General features: G+C 58.2%; 13 protein-coding genes. 10 read left to right on the forward strand and 3 right to left on the reverse strand.

All coding sequences use genetic code 11. The features are described 5' to 3' along the window. Positions 1-27 precede the first annotated feature (27 nt). Positions 28-1,278, forward strand: a complete 1,251-nt coding sequence (locus ACVDG4_RS09010; RefSeq protein ID WP_447234802.1) for an ATP-grasp domain-containing protein — start codon at positions 28-30, stop codon at positions 1,276-1,278. Here ACVDG4_RS09010 and ACVDG4_RS09015 read toward each other — a convergent pair. Beyond that, the gene (locus ACVDG4_RS09015) at positions 1,259-2,641 is read right to left on the reverse strand and encodes a cytochrome P450 (RefSeq protein WP_447234803.1); all 1,383 of its coding nucleotides are present in this window, start codon (positions 2,639-2,641) and stop codon (positions 1,259-1,261) included. The genes ACVDG4_RS09010 and ACVDG4_RS09015 overlap by 20 nt on opposite strands. 52 nt (positions 2,642-2,693) lie before the next feature. On the opposite strand from ACVDG4_RS09015, the gene ACVDG4_RS09020 reads away from it, so the two are divergent. The 3 genes from ACVDG4_RS09020 (at position 2,694) to ACVDG4_RS09030 (ending at position 6,392) form a co-directional block, all read left to right on the forward strand. Next, the gene (locus ACVDG4_RS09020) at positions 2,694-3,473 is read left to right on the forward strand and encodes a hypothetical protein (RefSeq protein WP_447234804.1); all 780 of its coding nucleotides are present in this window, start codon (positions 2,694-2,696) and stop codon (positions 3,471-3,473) included. 172 nt (positions 3,474-3,645) lie between these two features. After that, on the forward strand, positions 3,646-5,211 hold the full coding sequence (crtI, locus tag ACVDG4_RS09025) for a phytoene desaturase family protein (RefSeq protein WP_306149464.1): 1,566 nt from the start codon (positions 3,646-3,648) through the stop codon (positions 5,209-5,211). After that, positions 5,208-6,392, forward strand: a complete 1,185-nt coding sequence (locus tag ACVDG4_RS09030) for a phytoene/squalene synthase family protein (protein ID WP_447234805.1) — start codon at positions 5,208-5,210, stop codon at positions 6,390-6,392. Before crtI ends, ACVDG4_RS09030 begins: the two co-directional genes overlap by 4 nt. 15 nt (positions 6,393-6,407) lie before the next feature. Here the strand turns inward: ACVDG4_RS09030 and ACVDG4_RS09035 are convergent, their stop codons facing one another. Together ACVDG4_RS09035 and crtD are read right to left on the reverse strand one after the other, a co-directional pair. Further along, the gene (locus ACVDG4_RS09035) at positions 6,408-7,304 is read right to left on the reverse strand and encodes a carotenoid 1,2-hydratase family protein (protein ID WP_522731723.1); all 897 of its coding nucleotides are present in this window, start codon (positions 7,302-7,304) and stop codon (positions 6,408-6,410) included. Next, on the reverse strand, positions 7,262-8,857 hold the full coding sequence (gene crtD / locus ACVDG4_RS09040) for a 1-hydroxycarotenoid 3,4-desaturase CrtD (RefSeq protein ID WP_447234807.1): 1,596 nt from the start codon (positions 8,855-8,857) through the stop codon (positions 7,262-7,264). The genes ACVDG4_RS09035 and crtD overlap by 43 nt, the downstream gene beginning before the upstream one ends. Positions 8,858-8,959: 102 nt before the next feature. Between crtD and ACVDG4_RS09045 the strand changes: the two genes are divergently transcribed. The 6 genes from ACVDG4_RS09045 (at position 8,960) to bchZ (ending at position 16,134) form a co-directional block, all read left to right on the forward strand. Next, the gene (locus tag ACVDG4_RS09045) at positions 8,960-9,829 is read left to right on the forward strand and encodes a polyprenyl synthetase family protein (RefSeq protein ID WP_133947977.1); all 870 of its coding nucleotides are present in this window, start codon (positions 8,960-8,962) and stop codon (positions 9,827-9,829) included. A 71-nt stretch (positions 9,830-9,900) separates the two neighbouring features. Next, positions 9,901-11,022, forward strand: coding sequence for a methyltransferase (locus tag ACVDG4_RS09050; RefSeq protein WP_447234808.1), 1,122 nt, complete (start codon positions 9,901-9,903; stop codon positions 11,020-11,022). Positions 11,023-11,156: 134 nt separating this feature from the next. After that, a complete protein-coding gene (gene bchC / locus ACVDG4_RS09055) occupies positions 11,157-12,098 on the forward strand; it encodes a chlorophyll synthesis pathway protein BchC (RefSeq protein ID WP_447234809.1) in 942 nt (313 codons plus the stop codon). Further along, positions 12,095-13,102, forward strand: a complete 1,008-nt coding sequence (locus tag ACVDG4_RS09060; RefSeq protein WP_208326692.1) for a chlorophyllide a reductase iron protein subunit X — start codon at positions 12,095-12,097, stop codon at positions 13,100-13,102. The genes bchC and ACVDG4_RS09060 overlap by 4 nt, the downstream gene beginning before the upstream one ends. Positions 13,103-13,186: 84 nt before the next feature. Continuing rightward, on the forward strand, positions 13,187-14,695 hold the full coding sequence (gene bchY, locus ACVDG4_RS09065) for a chlorophyllide a reductase subunit Y (protein ID WP_409692072.1): 1,509 nt from the start codon (positions 13,187-13,189) through the stop codon (positions 14,693-14,695). Continuing rightward, complete coding sequence (bchZ, locus tag ACVDG4_RS09070; RefSeq protein ID WP_447234810.1) at positions 14,689-16,134, forward strand: chlorophyllide a reductase subunit Z; 1,446 nt, start codon at positions 14,689-14,691, stop codon at positions 16,132-16,134. Before bchY ends, bchZ begins: the two co-directional genes overlap by 7 nt. Positions 16,135-16,164: the final 30 nt, after the last annotated feature.

The raw sequence follows: 16,164 nt of genomic DNA on the forward strand, positions 1-16,164 counted from the left end.
ATCAATAGACAACCAGGGAATGGAGAGGTGGCAACGGAGACGACCCCAAAAACCGTGTTGCACACACTTGGACGGCTTCCCAAGTCGCTGGAACTCGCCCGGGCCCTGAAAGGTGCGGGCTGCCGGGTTTTGGTGGCCGATCCATTTGCGTGGCACTTGAGCCGGCCATCGAATGTGGTCGACAAGTGTTATCAAACACCACCGCCAGCGACGCAGCAATCCGAGTATCTCGATGCCCTGCTTACCATCATAAAGGCAGAAAACGTCGATCTGGTCGTTCCCGTTTCCGAAGAAGCCCTTCATGTCAGCCTGCTGGCGCCGCGGCTGCCGGAAAGAACCCGGCTCTTCACCAATCCGCATGGCGTGCTGTGGGACCTCAACGACAAATACCTCTTCAATCGCTTGGCGCAATCCGCAGGCTTGCCCGCCCCCGAGACCCATCTTGCCACCGATCCTGAGGCTGCCGGACTGGTGCGGACCACGCCGTGTGTGTTCAAACCTCGCATCGGATGCTCCGGGCAGAAGATGCAAATGCTGACACAGGACACTGTTCCGGAGGGACTTTTGAGCGATCCTGATGCCATCGTTCAAAAGCGTATTTTTGGCCGCGAACTCAGCACCTTGACCCTGTGCCAGGACGGCAAGATCCTCGCGCATGTGACCTATGAAGGCCTTGTCTTCTCAGGCACGGTTGCGGTTTGTTTTCAACGTGTCGAAGATGCGCCGCAAGTGGCGCAATGGGTCGCCGATTTCGTTGCCGCAAACCGCTACTCTTACTTTTTGGCGTTCGACTTTATTGTCGACCAGGATGGAACGCCCTGGCCACTGGAATGTAATCCACGGCTGACAAGCGGTATTCATTTCATGGAGCATGAGGATCTGGCAGCTGCGGTGTGCGATCCAGACAATGCGCCGCCAGTCCGTTTGAAGCCGAAGAAGCGTTTTCAGGAAGGCCACACAACCCTGTTGCAAGTCTACGGCAGTGTTCTGAAGCCAAAACAGATGGCACGCCGTGCCGGTGCCATGGTCACATCGCGGGATGTGCTGTGGTCGGGCTCCGATCCCTTACCGTTTCCGATGATGACGTTCTCGTCCTGGCCCGTGCTGAAACAGGTTCTGTTTGGCGGGAAGACCTTTGGTGAAGCTGCAACGCTCGACATTGCCTGGCCCGCCGGGATGGCCAAAGCCGACGCGGTGGGAGAAGCCAGCGCTCCCCAGTCAGCCAGCACGCAACAGACGGTCAGCACCGCCGATCCGGTCAACGCCCATGAGACTTGAGCCGCACATAGATTTGCTCCGCAGGGCGCGTCGTGAGGCGCGCGACCGGGCGCACAGCTTCTGCGTTTTCGGGCAAAAAATCGAACTCACGTGTCAGGCGGGCAAGAATGAGCGCGCTTTCGACGGCCGCAAAACCGGCCCCAACACAGGTGTGCGGCCCGGCTCCAAAGGGAATGTAGGCCCCTTGCACGACCTCTTGCTCCCTCGGCGGCAGGAAGCGATCCGGGTCGAAACGGTCCGGATCAGGCCAGTAATCTCCATGACGTTGCAAGGTCCAGGGCGAGATCATCAAAAGCGCGCCCTTGCGCACTTTGTACTTGCCGATACGGGTGCCTTGCATCGCGACCCGCGGCAAAAACGTGATCGGCGGGTAAAGCCGCAAGGTTTCGCGAAAGACGGCACGCGTATAGCCCAGCGCACGGGTCGCCTCAAAGGTGAGAGCATCACCGTCCGTGGTCTCGTCGACTTCGGCCCGCAGCCGGCACAGGACATCCGGACACATCGCCAAGAGATAAAACGCCCAGGTCAGGGCACTCGCTGTCGTTTCATGACCTGCAAGAAAAAAGACCCCCAGCTGATCGATGAGTTCATCGCGCGTGAACGGCTCGCCCGTTTCGCTATCGCGCGCAGCAATGACTGCGCTGGCGATATCATCATATTTCCCGGCATCCGGGCCCATGTGCGTATCGATCAAGCTCCCAAGGTGGTGTCGGATCCGCTTGCAAGCCGCCAGAACCTCATCGCTTTGCGGAACATCGGCCCAGGCCGGATCGGTGATCAATCGCCAGATTTTCACCTGTGCCACACCGCGTTCAAATACGGCGAAGTCGTCAAAGACGTCCCGCGAAATTCCGGTGTCGAGCGAAGTGGAAAACACCGTTCGGCAAATGATATCGGCTGTGAGCTCGCTCATGATCCTGTCAAGGGACAGAACCTCATCGCGGGCTGCGCTCTCCTTCAAACGTGCGACATAGTCATCGACCGCCCCGACCATTGCGCCAAAGGCATGGGTCAGACGCATTTTGGAAAACGCCGGATCGATCATGGCCCGTTGGCGGCGCCATTTCGCTCCATCGGAGACGAAGATCGAATCGCCGATAAGCGGCTCCAGTGCACCGACCATCAAATCGCTTTTCGGAAAGATTCCCTCCGGGTCGAGCAGGATCTGCCGGACAAGCTCCGGGTCGTTGAAGAGTTTGATGGACCGGCGCGAGTAGCCCAGTTCTCCAGCAGCCATGGAAAACGCTGCCCCCGGCAACAGGCTGAGAAGATCTCCATCGCCGTGCCAAACGGTGCGCAGCAGAGCCAAAACTGGCGGCAGCCGCGACGGGCGCGGCGGAATGTATGTCTCAACAGCTGCCATCAATATGTCCCTTCTTCCGCATTTCGTATGCCTCGATCAAAGAGCCAAGCCCATGACCGAACATGATCTTTTTGTCGTATTGATCGCCATACACATCACAACCGGTGCGCCGGGACTGATCGGTTTCTGGATCCCGGTCTTGGCCCAAAAGGGCGGCGAGCGTCACAAGTGGTGGGGCAAGATCTTCTCGGTCCTGATGCTGATCACAGGCACGGTGGCCATGATGATGGCAACCTTGACCCTCCTTTACCCCATGCCGACGCATCCGCATCTCGTTGATCACCCGGAGTTCTACGATCCAGTTCTGGTGCAGGGCATATTTGGCTGGATGATGTTTTATCTCGGGCTCTTGACCGTAAATCTCACCTGGTACGGCTGGCGCTGCGCGGTTAACAAGCGGGATCAGCGGAAGAACCAGACTGCGCTCAACTGGGGTCTTCAGGCGGCCCTGCTTGCTGCATCCGCCAATTGCGCCATTCAAGGGGTCTTGATTTCCCAGCCGATGATGATCGGGATTTCCATGGTCGGATTTGCGACCGTCGCGACGAATGTCTGGTTTCTTGTGAAGTCCGACCCGTCTCCGATCGAGTGGCTGCTGGAACATATCAAGGCAATCGTCGGCACCGGCATTTCGGTCTACACCGCGTTTTTCGCTTTCGGCGCCGTCCGGCTGATGCCGGAACTGGCCCTGGCACCCGGGCTCTGGGCCATTCCACTCGTTACGGGTCTCGCTCTCATCTTCTACCATCGGCACAAAGTTACCCAGCGCTTCACTCAACGAACAGCCAGACCGCGTCAAAGACGGTCCATGGACCTCGATGCAGCGGAATAATCCGCCAGGGCCCTTCTCTCTTGCGGAGAAAAGTGTAAACTAAATTTGACACATGTGAAGGTCTAGCCTTCATATCAGCTGTGGCCAAGACACACGCTCACCACCCGGAGATCCGGAGGGAGAGCCAAAGCGGACCCTCAGGTGAGAGGGTTGCAGGAACGGGAGTTCTGGCGTGAATGTTGTCCAGGGATTTGGGTTTCCAAAGCCGCAACCAATCGGGTCTACACGGCCGCATGCGGCCGTTATTGGCGCAGGAATAGGCGGTTTGGCGGCTGGTGCTCTGCTTGGCGCGAAAGGGTACAGGGTTACAATCTTCGATCCGCTCGATAAACCAGGCGGACGGGCTTATGCCTTTGAGCAGGACGGTTTTACTCTTGATGCTGGCCCAACCATCATCACCGCTCCATGGCTGTTCGAGCAGCTCTGGGAAGCCTGCGGCGGGAAGCTGTCAGACGATGTTGACATCCGCCCGAACATTCCCTTCTACAAGATCCGGTTCACGGACGGCACATTCTTCACATACTCGGCCGACAAAGACGCTATGGAAGCGGAAATCGCCAAGATTGAGCCGGATGACGTCAAGGGCTACCGCTCTTTCATGGCGGAAAGCAAAGAGATTTACGAATACGCTTTCCTAGAACTCGCCGACAAGCCGTTTCACAGCCTGCCCTTTACACTGAGCACATTTGCAAAGTTAATCCGGCTTGGCGGCTATCGGTCCGTCTACAATGTGGTGTCCAAGCACTTCAAAAATGATCGTCTGCGGTCTGTGTTTTCCTTCCATCCGCTGCTTATCGGCGGGAACCCGTTCACCACGACTTCCTTCTATTGTCTCATTGCTCACCTGGAGAGCAAACATGGGGTGCATTACGCTATGGGCGGCACAAATGCACTGGCACGCGGGATCGCAAATCTCGTCACCAGGAACGGAGGACAGATCCGGTATGGGGAGACGGTCGATACGATCCTGACATCCGGACGGCACGCGACAGGGGTGCGCCTGTCCTCCGGAGAGACCGTTCCGGCAGACATTGTTGTCTCCAATTCCGACCCGGCAACGACCTATTCAAGGCTTTTGAAAGACCTGCCGCGCCGGCGTTGGTCCGACGGGAAGCTGGGCCGGCAGGACTACTCAATGGGTTTGTTCGTCTGGTATTTCGGGACCGATCGCCGGTATGACGATGTCGGGCACCACACCATGCTGTTCGGCCCCCGCTACAAAGGGCTGCTCAAGGACATATTTATGAACAAGGTGCTTGCAGAGGATTTCAGCCTTTACCTGCACCGCCCTTCTGCAAACGATCCATCCGTCGCGCCGGACGGCTGCGATGCCTATTATGTGTTGAGCCCTGTTCCAAACTTGAAAGGCGATGCGGATTGGGAAACTGTCGCTGAGCAGTACCGGGCCAAGATTGCCGCAGAACTTGAGGCAACGCTGCTTCCGGATCTTTCCAAGCACATCGTGAGCTCCCGTATCTCGACGCCGCTTGATTTCCGGGACAGGCTTTTGTCCTGGCAAGGCGCTGCCTTCTCGCTTCAGCCGAACCTTTTCCAAAGTGCCTGGTTCCGGCCGCACAACAAAAGCGAGGAGCTGGACAACCTCTTCCTGTGCGGTGCCGGAACACATCCTGGCGCCGGTCTTCCAGGTGTTGTTTGTTCTGCCAAGATCGTTGCTGAGCTTGCCCCGGATCCGTCAAACCTAACGGCGGCGCATGCCGGGACGGAGGCATCTGTATGAGCGACATTACACCCGACAATCTGGAGAGTTTCGTGCCGTTCGCGACCAGCACCAGCAGACAAAGGGCCAGAGCAGCACAGGCATCCGTTTCTGCAAGTCATCAGGCGGATCTGAGGGAGTGCGCCGCAGCGATCCGAAAAGGATCAAAATCGTTTCACCTCGCCTCCCTGATTTTGCCGGCGGAAACCCGAAAGGCAGCCTTGTCGCTCTATGCCTTTTGCCGGCACTCCGATGATCTGATCGATGATCCACGTGCTGATCGAACAGCCCTTGATCAGCTGAAAGACCGCCTTGATCTTGTCTATCGCGGAACGCCCGCGCCCTACGCTTGTGACCGTGCGTTTGCCAGAACTGTTCAGGGATATGGAATACCGAAATGCGTTCCGGATGCCTTGCTGGACGGGTTTGCGATGGACCTTGGTGACCGGCACTACAAAACCATCGCGGAAGTCAAGGATTACGCCACCTGTGTTGCTGCAACGGTCGGCCTGATGATGTCGCTTGTCATGCGGACAGGCGACAAGGACGCCCTTGCAAGGGCCGCCGATCTCGGGATTGCAATGCAATTGACGAACATTGCCCGAGATGTCGGAGAAGACGCCCGGAACGGACGCTTGTATCTCCCGGAAGACTGGATGCGCGACGCTGACCTTGATCCGGAGGCTTTTCTCGCCTCTCCGAAGTTTTCGCCGGAGCTCCGCCAAGTCATTGTGCGGCTGTTGGCAGAAGCTGCCCATCACTATGAACTGGGCCATGCCGGGATTAGCGCACTGCCGGAAAACTGCCGCCATGCGATCCGGACGGCGGCTCTGGTTTATCAGGAAATCGGGACTGAAATCGCAGTCAACAATTATGACAGCGTCACACGCCGCGCTCACACCCGGAAGATCAAAAAGCTCAGTCTTCTGCTAAAGGCCCGGCTGACCCAATTGGAACAGTCCAATACGGCACATTTCGATATGCAATGTCCGGCTGATCCGTCTGCCGCGCACCTGGTTTCTGCTTGTGCAAACTCGTTCGAAACACATGCCAGACTGCAGAAAGCTGCACACGCAAGTGATGCTGATGACAGCAACATGGAGTGGGTCCTCGGTGTGATGATCAAGCTGCAAGCAGAAAGCCGTGCACACCACAGATCCCAGAAGCTCGCCATGCAAAGACGGCCTCAGAACCGTTTCTAGCGGGGCACTGCGGCTCTATCGACTGGTTCTGCGGGGCATCCGGAATGGCAGCATCATCCTGACAACGGGATTTGCCAATCGATTGCAGTCAAGGGTCTCATGCACCATCGCAAGCTGGTCGCCGTTGACCATCGTCTCGACAAGGGAACGGCGGTAAAAGGGAGCGTCCTCCAGCTTCATGGACAAGCGCGGTGCGTCACCGGGATCGCACGCAATTCCGCCCTTCACGCCCCAGGAACCAACAGGCAGCATTTGGCGGTCTGGCGGCGCAAAATGACGTTCTCCCGCCTCTTTGGAAAACACAAGACCAAGGGTTCGGCGGGTTCCGCTTCTCAAAACCGCATCATACAAGATTGTCGTCGCCTGATCGCCTGACGGCCCGCGAGCCCAGTCCCAGTGCTCGAAATCCTTTTCCAGAACACGGTCGCCAAAATTGAAATCGTGGTAGGCCTCTCCCTGCCAGCCGCCATCGGGCAAATGATTGCTTTCAACAGTCACACGCGCCCGCGGGAACACCGGCCACCAGATGTGATGGCCCTCCGGATCCAGATCAAAAACGCGGTCGTTCTGGATTTGCGGCTCGAGGCGGATCCGGCCGGACATACGCGATGGCATGAGCCGATGCCCTGGCCACGGCAGGGCAGTTTCGTCGAACACGATCTCAAGCCCGCCGTCGACGTAAACAATCGAACTGCCGCCGATTTGCATGCTGTTTTGTGTCCGGACGAGGTCGCTCTCCCCCCGCTCCGTCATGGACCAGCTGTTCCGGTCCTTGCCGTAGAGCGCAACATTCAGGGCCACGTGATTTTGTGGTTTTCCCCGGCCGGACCAATGGTAATAGGGCGAGAAGACGGACCCGATAAACGCAATTACCGTGAGGGCGTAGTGCCCGCAGTCGCTGGTCGCGTCGATATACCACCAGCAATAGCCGCCAGGTGGGACCGGCCGGTCGAAGGATGGTCTGTGAGAAGAGTTTCCGCCGCGATCTTCCCCGACAGAAGCGCCATTGGCACGCCCGGGCCCGGATGCACACTGCCGCCTGCGAGATAAAGTCCCTTCAGAGGGCTCCGCGCGCCCTGCCGTTGAAACGATGCCATCCAACCGTGGGATGGCTGGCCGTAAAGGCCGCCCCCCGTTGCTGGAAACAGCTGCTCGAACGTGTCCGGCGCCGTGACCACTTGAGCCGTCCGGTCCCGCCGAAGCACCAATCCATTCGCCGCCATACGGCGGTCCATCGCTGTCAGACATTGGTTCAACTCTTGTTCGGTGTAGTCATGCCGGTCGCCATCTGGCGGCAGGTTCGTCAGACAATAAATCCGTTCAATCGGATCCGAGGTTGCGTTCCCTTTGCGGTGCCCGTCGGCAGTCCTGTCCTGGGCACACACGTAGACTGTCGGGTCCTTGGGCGCTTCGCCGCGGTCAAACACGGCCTCAAATTCGGCCTTGTAGTTTTCGGAAAAGAAGACGGTGTGATGGGCCAATGGCACGCCGTCGGGCTCCGCAAGTCCACACACGACAAGTGCAGATTGGGATCGCGCGGTCTTCTCCCCTGCCCGCTTTTTCGCGTTGCTGCGGCCCAAAAGTCTGGGCAACGCTGCGGCGTCTCCGTTGAAGACAACCTGACCGGCCGGGATAAACTCGCCGCTCTCCAGCTTAACGCCTGAGACGGACCGCCCATCTGGATTGGAGACAATTTCGGCGACCTTCGCGCCGTACCGAAACTCGGCGCCGAGGCCCACTGCAAGATCAGCGAACTTGCGAGCAACTGCGTGCATGCCGCCTTGCGGGATCCATACGCCTTCCTGTTCCACATGCGCAACGAGCATCAACGTTGCCGGCGCCAGATAGGGCGAAGATCCGCAGTAGGTTGCATACCGTCCGAACAGCTGCCGCAGCCGCTCGTCGGAAAAATAGTCCCCGAGAACAGACCAGAGGGATGAAAAGGGTTTCAACGCAAAAAGCGCACCGGGTTTTGAAAGGCCTACCCGCCGGGACAAGGTGATTGGATTGGGACGAGTCGCATCGATAAAGGTGTCTTTCAGAAGTTCAAAGACCCGGCGGCTGTCCCGCGCGAAGGCCTGATATCCGTCGGCGTCGCGCTGTCCCGCAAAATCCCCGATGGCTCGGACGCTGTCTGCAACATCGGCATGAAGGTCGAGGCAAGCGCCGCCGTCCCAGTAATGCCGGGCAATCACACCCGCCGTTTCCATTGGGATTTCCCGGTCCAGCGTTGTCCCACAAGCCTCAAGCAAACTGTCAAAAGCCCATTTCATCGTCAGAACAGTCGGACCGGCATCGAAGGTCCGGCCACCTGCAGCAACGTGGCGCATTTTACCGCCCGGCGCGGCGGCCGCTTCCACAACAGTGACCTGACGGCCTGCAGCGGATAAGCGCAGCGCAGCAGCCAAACCGCCCATGCCGGCGCCAACAACGACCACTCTCTGCTCGGTTATGGCTGAGGCCATTCGTGTTCCTTCAAGTTGACATTCGCCCTTAATGTGTCACTCTTAGTTGACACTATACCGTCAATTTTTGTGGACATCCACGTTAAATAGAGGAATGGCTCCATGGACCTGTCGGACCGCATCGAAACAGGGATGCAAACTGCCATCCGCTACGCCACTGCGAATGGATGCCCGCAAAAGCTTGGGAACGCCCTCAAATATGCTGTCTTTCCGGGCGGTGCCCGCATTAGGCCCCGGCTCTGCCTCGCCGTCTCCCTTGCGTGCGGCGACAAGGACCCACGCGTTGCCAATGCCTGCGCAACAGCAATTGAACTCTTGCACTGCGCGTCTCTGGTTCACGACGATCTTCCCTGTTTCGACAATGCGGCAACCCGGCGTGGCAAGCCCTCCGTCCACAAGGAATATGGCGAAGAAATTGCCCTTCTGGTCGGCGACGGTCTGATCGTGACAGCCTTTGAAACTCTGGCCCGAGAGACCCTTCACGCGCCCGAACTAACAGCACGGCTTGTCGCCACGATTGCCAATGCAGTCGGCTCTCCTTACGGGATCGTTGCCGGTCAGGCCTGGGAGAGCGAAGAGAAAATCAACATCACCGCCTATCACCGCGCGAAAACAGCCTCGCTGTTTACCGGTGCCGTATCGGCCGGCGCCCTGTCCTCAAGCGGCAATCCGCTCGACTGGTATGCGCTGGCAGATGCCCTTGGTGCGGCTTATCAGGTGGCTGACGATCTTTATGACGCGATGGACGACACGGACAGCATGGGCAAACCTGCAGGCCAGGACGCCGAAAACGGGCGCCCAAACCTGGTGGCCGAGCTCGGCGTTCAAGGCGCTTTGAAAAAACTACAGGAACTGGTCGAAACAGCAGCCGATAGCATTCCGGACTGCGAGGGCGCTGATCTGCTCAGCGCCATGATCCACAAGGAAGCGAAACGTCTCATGCCGGCCAAACTGGCCGCCAGCGCCGCCTGACAATGTCAGACTGGACAGAGACGGCGCCCGGCGCCAACGCGCCACAACAGGGAAGACCATCCAGTCGGTCGATGGCCAGTTTGAATGCACTTCGTGTGCGCTATCGCCTGTGGCGCAACCGGTTGATCGGATCGGCAACGTTCCGCAGCAAAATCGCGCGGTTTCCAGGGACGCGATGGATCGCGCAGAAGAAATCGAATGATCTTTTCAAACTGATCAACGGTTTTGTTTTCAGTCAGGTTTTGAGTTCCTGCGTGTCGCTTGGCGTGCTTGCACGGCTCACAGACACGGTTGCAAGCACAGAAGTCCTTGCAAAAGACTGCGGACTTGAGCAAGGCCGGATGCAATTGCTGCTGGAGCAGGCAGAACGTCTGCAGCTCGTCAAAAACGTTGAAGGAAACTCTTGGGTTCTGGACGATGGCGGCGCCGTGGTAGCAGCCGACCCTGGACTGCAGGCTATGATCCGGCATCACGCCCTGTTCTACCGGGACCTTGCAGATCCGTCCGCTCTTCTAAAGGCACCTTCTCAAGATACAGAACTCAAGAAATACTGGGCCTATGCGCACGCGCAGGACCCTGCGGGTATCGGCACGGACATAACCCAGCCCTATTCTGAACTGATGCGCAGCAGCCAGGAGATGCTCGCCGACTGCATCCTAGCAGCTCATGATTTTTCTCAGTACAACGCTGTTCTGGATGTTGGCGGCGGCGAAGGCGCATTCCTGGCAGCAATTGGCAAGGTCTGTCCGGATACACGCCTACACCTCTTTGATCTGCCGTCGGTCACGGACCTTGCGAAAATGCATCTTGCAAGAGAAAACCTTGCCGACCGGACCGAGGTTCACGGCGGTGATTTTGCAAGGGACCCAATCCCGGACAATGCCGAGTGCGTCAGCCTGGTCAGGATCCTTTGTGACCACGATGATGGGCGTGTGAAACAGATTTTGGCGAATCTGCATCGTTCCTTGAAGCCCGGCACAGAAGTCATGATCGCCGAGGCAATGGCGGGAAACAGCGAAGGCGCTGAGCTCGCAGCTGTCTACTTCAGTCTTTATTTCCTTGCTATGGGATCCGGCCGCTGCCGAAGCGATGCCGCCATAAAAGAACTTCTTATGGGCGCAGGTTTCAAAAATCCACGCACCAAACCAACGCCCAATCCTTTGCTGGCAACGCTCGTTTTTGCAGAACGATAACGGAGCAGGCCTGCTTAGTCAGGCCGTCCTGAACACTCTCCTTGTCAGCAAATGTGTAAATTTTAATTGACACTCAAATGCGTCAATTTACAATGACACTCACACGCCGCCAAACCCACGAGAGGGAGGCACTCATGGAAACCACGGCAATCGTCTTTGAGGATCCCGGTAAGCTCCAGGTCAAACGACTTGGGCTCACGGAACCAAGCGACTTTGATGTGGTTGTCGAAACCATGGTGAGCGGCGTTTCCACCGGCACGGAGAAAATGCTGTTCGACGGCACCATGCCGGCATTCCCGGGAATGAGATATCCCTTAGTCCCAGGCTACGAGTCCGTTGCCAGAGTTGTCGGCGCAGGCCCCTTGTCTGGCCGCAAAGTCGGCGAAACAGTCTTCATACCAGGCGCATCCTGCTTTGAAGGTGCTGCCGGGTTGTTCGGCGCGACCGCCAACCGGCTGGTCCTTCCAGGTGTCCGCACCATCCAGATCTCGGAAGACTTTTCCGAAGACGCCGTATTGCTCGCCCTTGCCGCCACCGCCCATCACGCTTTGATTCGGGCGGAAAGTCCCGTGGACCTGATCATCGGCCATGGCGTTCTTGGCCGGCTCATGGCACGGCTAGCCTGTACACTTGGCCAAGAGCCGCCGATTGTCACGGAAACGTGCCCGGACCGAATGCACGGTGCCGATGACTATGACGTTCTTGCCCCCAACGATTCACGGGCGTCGAAACCGTTTGACACAATCATCGACGCCAGCGGCAATCAGGACGCGCTCGATCCGGCCATCAGCCGGCTAACAAAGGGCGGCACGCTGGTACTTGCTGGCTTTTACGGTGAACGGGTGAGTTTTGCATTCCCCGCCGCCTTTATGCGGGAAATCTCGGTCCTGCTGTCCGCTGAATTCAAACCAGATGACCTTCAGGCGGTTGTTGATCTTGTGGATTCCGGCCGGTTGTCTCTGGGCGGGCTCGTGACACATCACGCGGCCCCGTCCGACGCGGCAAAGGCATATCGGACCGCCTTCGATGATCCGGCCTGCCTGAAAATGGTTATCGACTGGAGGAAAGCTGCATGATCCTGGAAAACCCAACAGGCCGGCATTACCAAATGCAGGACTTCCTCAGGGACGAGGCAGCCATTGAACCTGATGCACCGGCCACAGGGCCTGTCACCAAGGAAACGCAGATCATTGCCATCTATGGCAAGGGTGGCATTGGCAAGAGCTTCACGCTCGCCAACCTCTCCTACATGCTGGCACAGCTAGGCAAAAAAGTGCTTCTGATCGGCTGTGATCCCAAGAGCGACACCACCTCTTTATTGTTCGGCGGACGCGCCTGTCCAACGATTATTCAAACTGCCTCTGCGGCTAAGGAAGCCGGCAGCGAAGTGACCGTCTCCGATGTCTGCTTCAAACGTGATGGTGTTTTTGCCATGGAGCTCGGCGGGCCGGAAGTTGGCCGGGGCTGCGGTGGTCGGGGCATCATCCACGGTTTTGAAACACTAGAAAAACTCGGGTTTCACGACTGGGATTTTGACTACGTTCTTCTTGATTTCCTTGGAGATGTGGTGTGCGGCGGTTTCGGACTGCCGATCGCGCGTGACATGTGCCAGAAGGTGGTGGTGGTCGGATCCAACGACCTGCAATCCCTCTATGTGGCAAACAACGTTTGTTCCGCCGTCCAGTACTTCCGCAAACTCGGCGGTAACGTCGGCGTTGCTGGACTTGTCGTGAACAAGGATGACGGAACCGGCGAAGCACAGGCATTTGCAGAATCCGTCGGCATTCCAGTTCTGGCCTCAATACCGCAAGACGAAGACATCCGGCGGAAAAGCGCGAACTACCAGATCATCGGCAAGCCGGGCGGTGTTTGGGCGCCGCTCTTTGAAGCCCTGTCGATCAATCTCGCCGAAGCGCCACCGGTCCTTCCCAAACCTCTCGACCAGGATGGGCTGCTCGGCCTGTTCGACGCCAGCGAGACCGGTGCGGACTTTGTTTTGACACCGGCGACCCCGGAAGACATGTGCGCCGCAGGTGCGCTTAACAAACCATCTCTGGAAGTGATTTACGACACCGTTTGAGGACCGATCCGCGACATGGACACCTACTCCAAATCTCATGATCCCGACCCAGTTGGAAGCGCCACAGTTTCCGACCGGCCGGTGATGGATTTGGCGGATGACCAACCCGCCACCGGCGGCGGCTGCCATGGCGGACAAGAGCGTTCAAAAGCTGCGGCCAGAAACGCTGGAAACGACGCCTTGATGGACCGGCTGGAGGCTGACTATCCGAAAGGGCCTCACGACCAGCCGCAGTCCATGTGTCCAGCCTTTGGTTCACTGCGCGTCGGCCTGCGCATGCGCCGGACAGCAACCATTTTGTCCGGGTCCGCGTGCTGTGTTTACGGGCTGACATTCACTTCACATTTTTATGGCGCAAAACGCTCGGTCGGCTATGTGCCATTCAATTCCGAGACTTTGGTCACCGGCAAACTCTTTGAAGACATCGTTGAAGCGGTCCATGCCATGGCGGACCCGGCAAAATACGATGCCATCGTGGTCACAAACCTCTGTGTCCCGACCGCCTCCGGTGTGCCGCTGCAAATGCTGCCGAAGGAAATCAACGGTGTCCGGATCGTCGGCATCGATGTTCCAGGGTTCGGCGTTCCGACCCATGCAGAAGCCAAAGACGTTCTTTCAGGTGCAATGCTCGCCTATGCCCGCCAGGAAGCGCTGGAGGGGCCGGTTTTGGCACCCCGCGACGGCGTCAAGGACAAGCCGACTGTGACCCTCGTTGGGGAAATGTTCCCGGCCGATCCGGTTGTCATCGGCAACATTTTGGAACCAATGGGCTTGGCAGCCGGGCCGACCGTGCCTGTGCGCGAATGGCGTGAGCTCTATGCAGCGCTTGATTGTGCCGCCGTTGCAGCCATTCACCCCTTCTATACCTCCGCGTTCCGGGAGTTTCAGGCGGCGGGCCGCGCTATTGTCGGCTCTGCACCTGTTGGACTTGAAGGCACAGATGCTTGGCTCACAGCCATCGGCGAGAGCTGCGGTGTGGCTGCTGCCAAGACAGATACCAGCCGGAACGCGATGCGCGGTGCCATTACGGCCATGTTGAGCGAGAACCGGATCGACGGCCGGATTACCCTGTCCGGATATGAGGGCTCTGAACTTCTGGTCGGCCGGTTGCTGGTCGAACTGGGAGCTGACCTTCGGTATGTCGGGACGGCCTGTCCAAAAACGCCCTACAGTGCAGCGGATGCCGAATGGCTTGAGTCCAAAGGTGTCACGGTCCAGTTCCGCGCTTCTTTGGAGCAGGACCTCGCCGCGTTTGAAGAATTTGATCCTGATCTGGCGATCGGTACGACCCCTGTCGTCCAGAAAGCCAAAGAGCGGGCAACACCCGCGCTTTATTTCACAAATCTGATTTCCGCCCGCCCGTTGATGGGGCCCGCTGGAACGGCTTCGCTCCCAAGCGTGATTTCAACGGCCATCGCCAACAAGGACCGCTTCCTGAAAATGCAGGACTTCTTTGACGGCGTCGGTCAGGGGGATACCGCCGGGATCTGGCAGGACACACCGAAGGAACACAGCGGTTACCGCGCGAAATATGCCAAATCTGTCGCGAAATCCCGCAATGCGGTCGACAACGGGGAGAGCGTTGGATGCTGATCCTCGATCACGATAGAGCCGGCGGCTACTGGGGCAGCGTCTATGCCTTCACGGCCATCAAGGGTTTGCAGGTGATCATCGACGGACCTGTCGGCTGCGAGAACCTGCCGGTGACCTCCGTTCTTCACTATACGGATGCCCTGCCCCCGCACGAGCTGCCCATCGTGGTAAGCGGCCTTGCGGAAGAAGAACTCGGCCAACATGGCACGGAAGGTGCCATGAAACGTGCCCGCGAGGCTCTTGATCCGGACCTTCCGGCTGTTGTTGTGACGGGCTCCATTGCGGAAATGATCGGCGGCGGTGTCACGCCGGAAGGCTCCAACATCAAACGCTTTTTGCCGCGCACAATCGATGAGGATCAATGGCAAAGTGCCGACAGGGCGCTAAAATGGCTCTGGACGGAATTTGGGCCAAAACGGGTTCCAAAGCCCCGGAAGCGCAAAGATGGCGCCAAGCCCCGGGTGAACATCATCGGCCCGATTTACGGCACCTACAACATGCCGTCGGACCTGCATGAAATCCGCCGTCTTGTGGAAGGTCTTGGAGCGGAGATCAACATGATCTTCCCGCTCAGCAGTCATGTGGAAGACATCCGCAAGCTCGCCGATGCGGACGCGAACATTTGCCTTTACCGCGAGTTCGGCCGGTTGTTGTGTGAAACCCTCGAGCGGCCCTATCTCCAAGCCCCGATCGGCATACACTCCACCACCGCTTTCCTGCGTAAACTGGGCGAAATCCTGGACCTCGATCCGGAGCCGTTCATTGAGCGGGAAAAACATACGACGCTGAAACCGCTTTGGGATCTGTGGCGCTCCGTGACGCAGGACTTCTTCGCCACAGCCAATTTCGCAGTGGTTGCCAATGAGACCTACGTCCGCGGGATCCAGAACTTCCTTGAAGAGGAAATGGGCCTTCCCTGTGCCTTCGCCGTTGCGCGAAAAGCCGGGTCGAAGACCGACAATGCCGAAGTCGCGGAACTGACGGCCAGCACCCCACCCATGGTGATGTTCGGCTCTTTCAATGAACGCATGTACATGGCGGAAGCCGGAGCGCGTGGAAAATTCATCCAGCTTTCCTATCCGGGCGCCATTGTTCGCCGTCATACCGGCACACCCGTCATGGGATACTCCGGAGCTTGCTGGTTGATCCAGGAGGTCTGCAACGCGCTTTTCGACATGCTGTTCGAGATCCTGCCCAAGGCCAGTGAGCTTGATGCCATCGAAGCGACGGCGGCCAAGGCTCATTCTCAAATGCCCTGGCATCCAGATGCTCAAGCCGCGCTTGAACGCCGCGTCAATCAAGAGCCCGTTCTGGTTCGCATTTCCGCAGCCAAACGTTTGCGTGAGGCCGCCGAACAGCGCGCCCGGCAGACTGGAGCTTCGGAAGTTACCCTTGATGACCTGGAGCAGGTCTCCGGCAAGGAGGGCGTGCCTGCATGACCCTTTTCTTTTTCAACACCCCACTGGCCA

The organism is Roseibium sp. MB-4 (assembly GCF_053005265.1).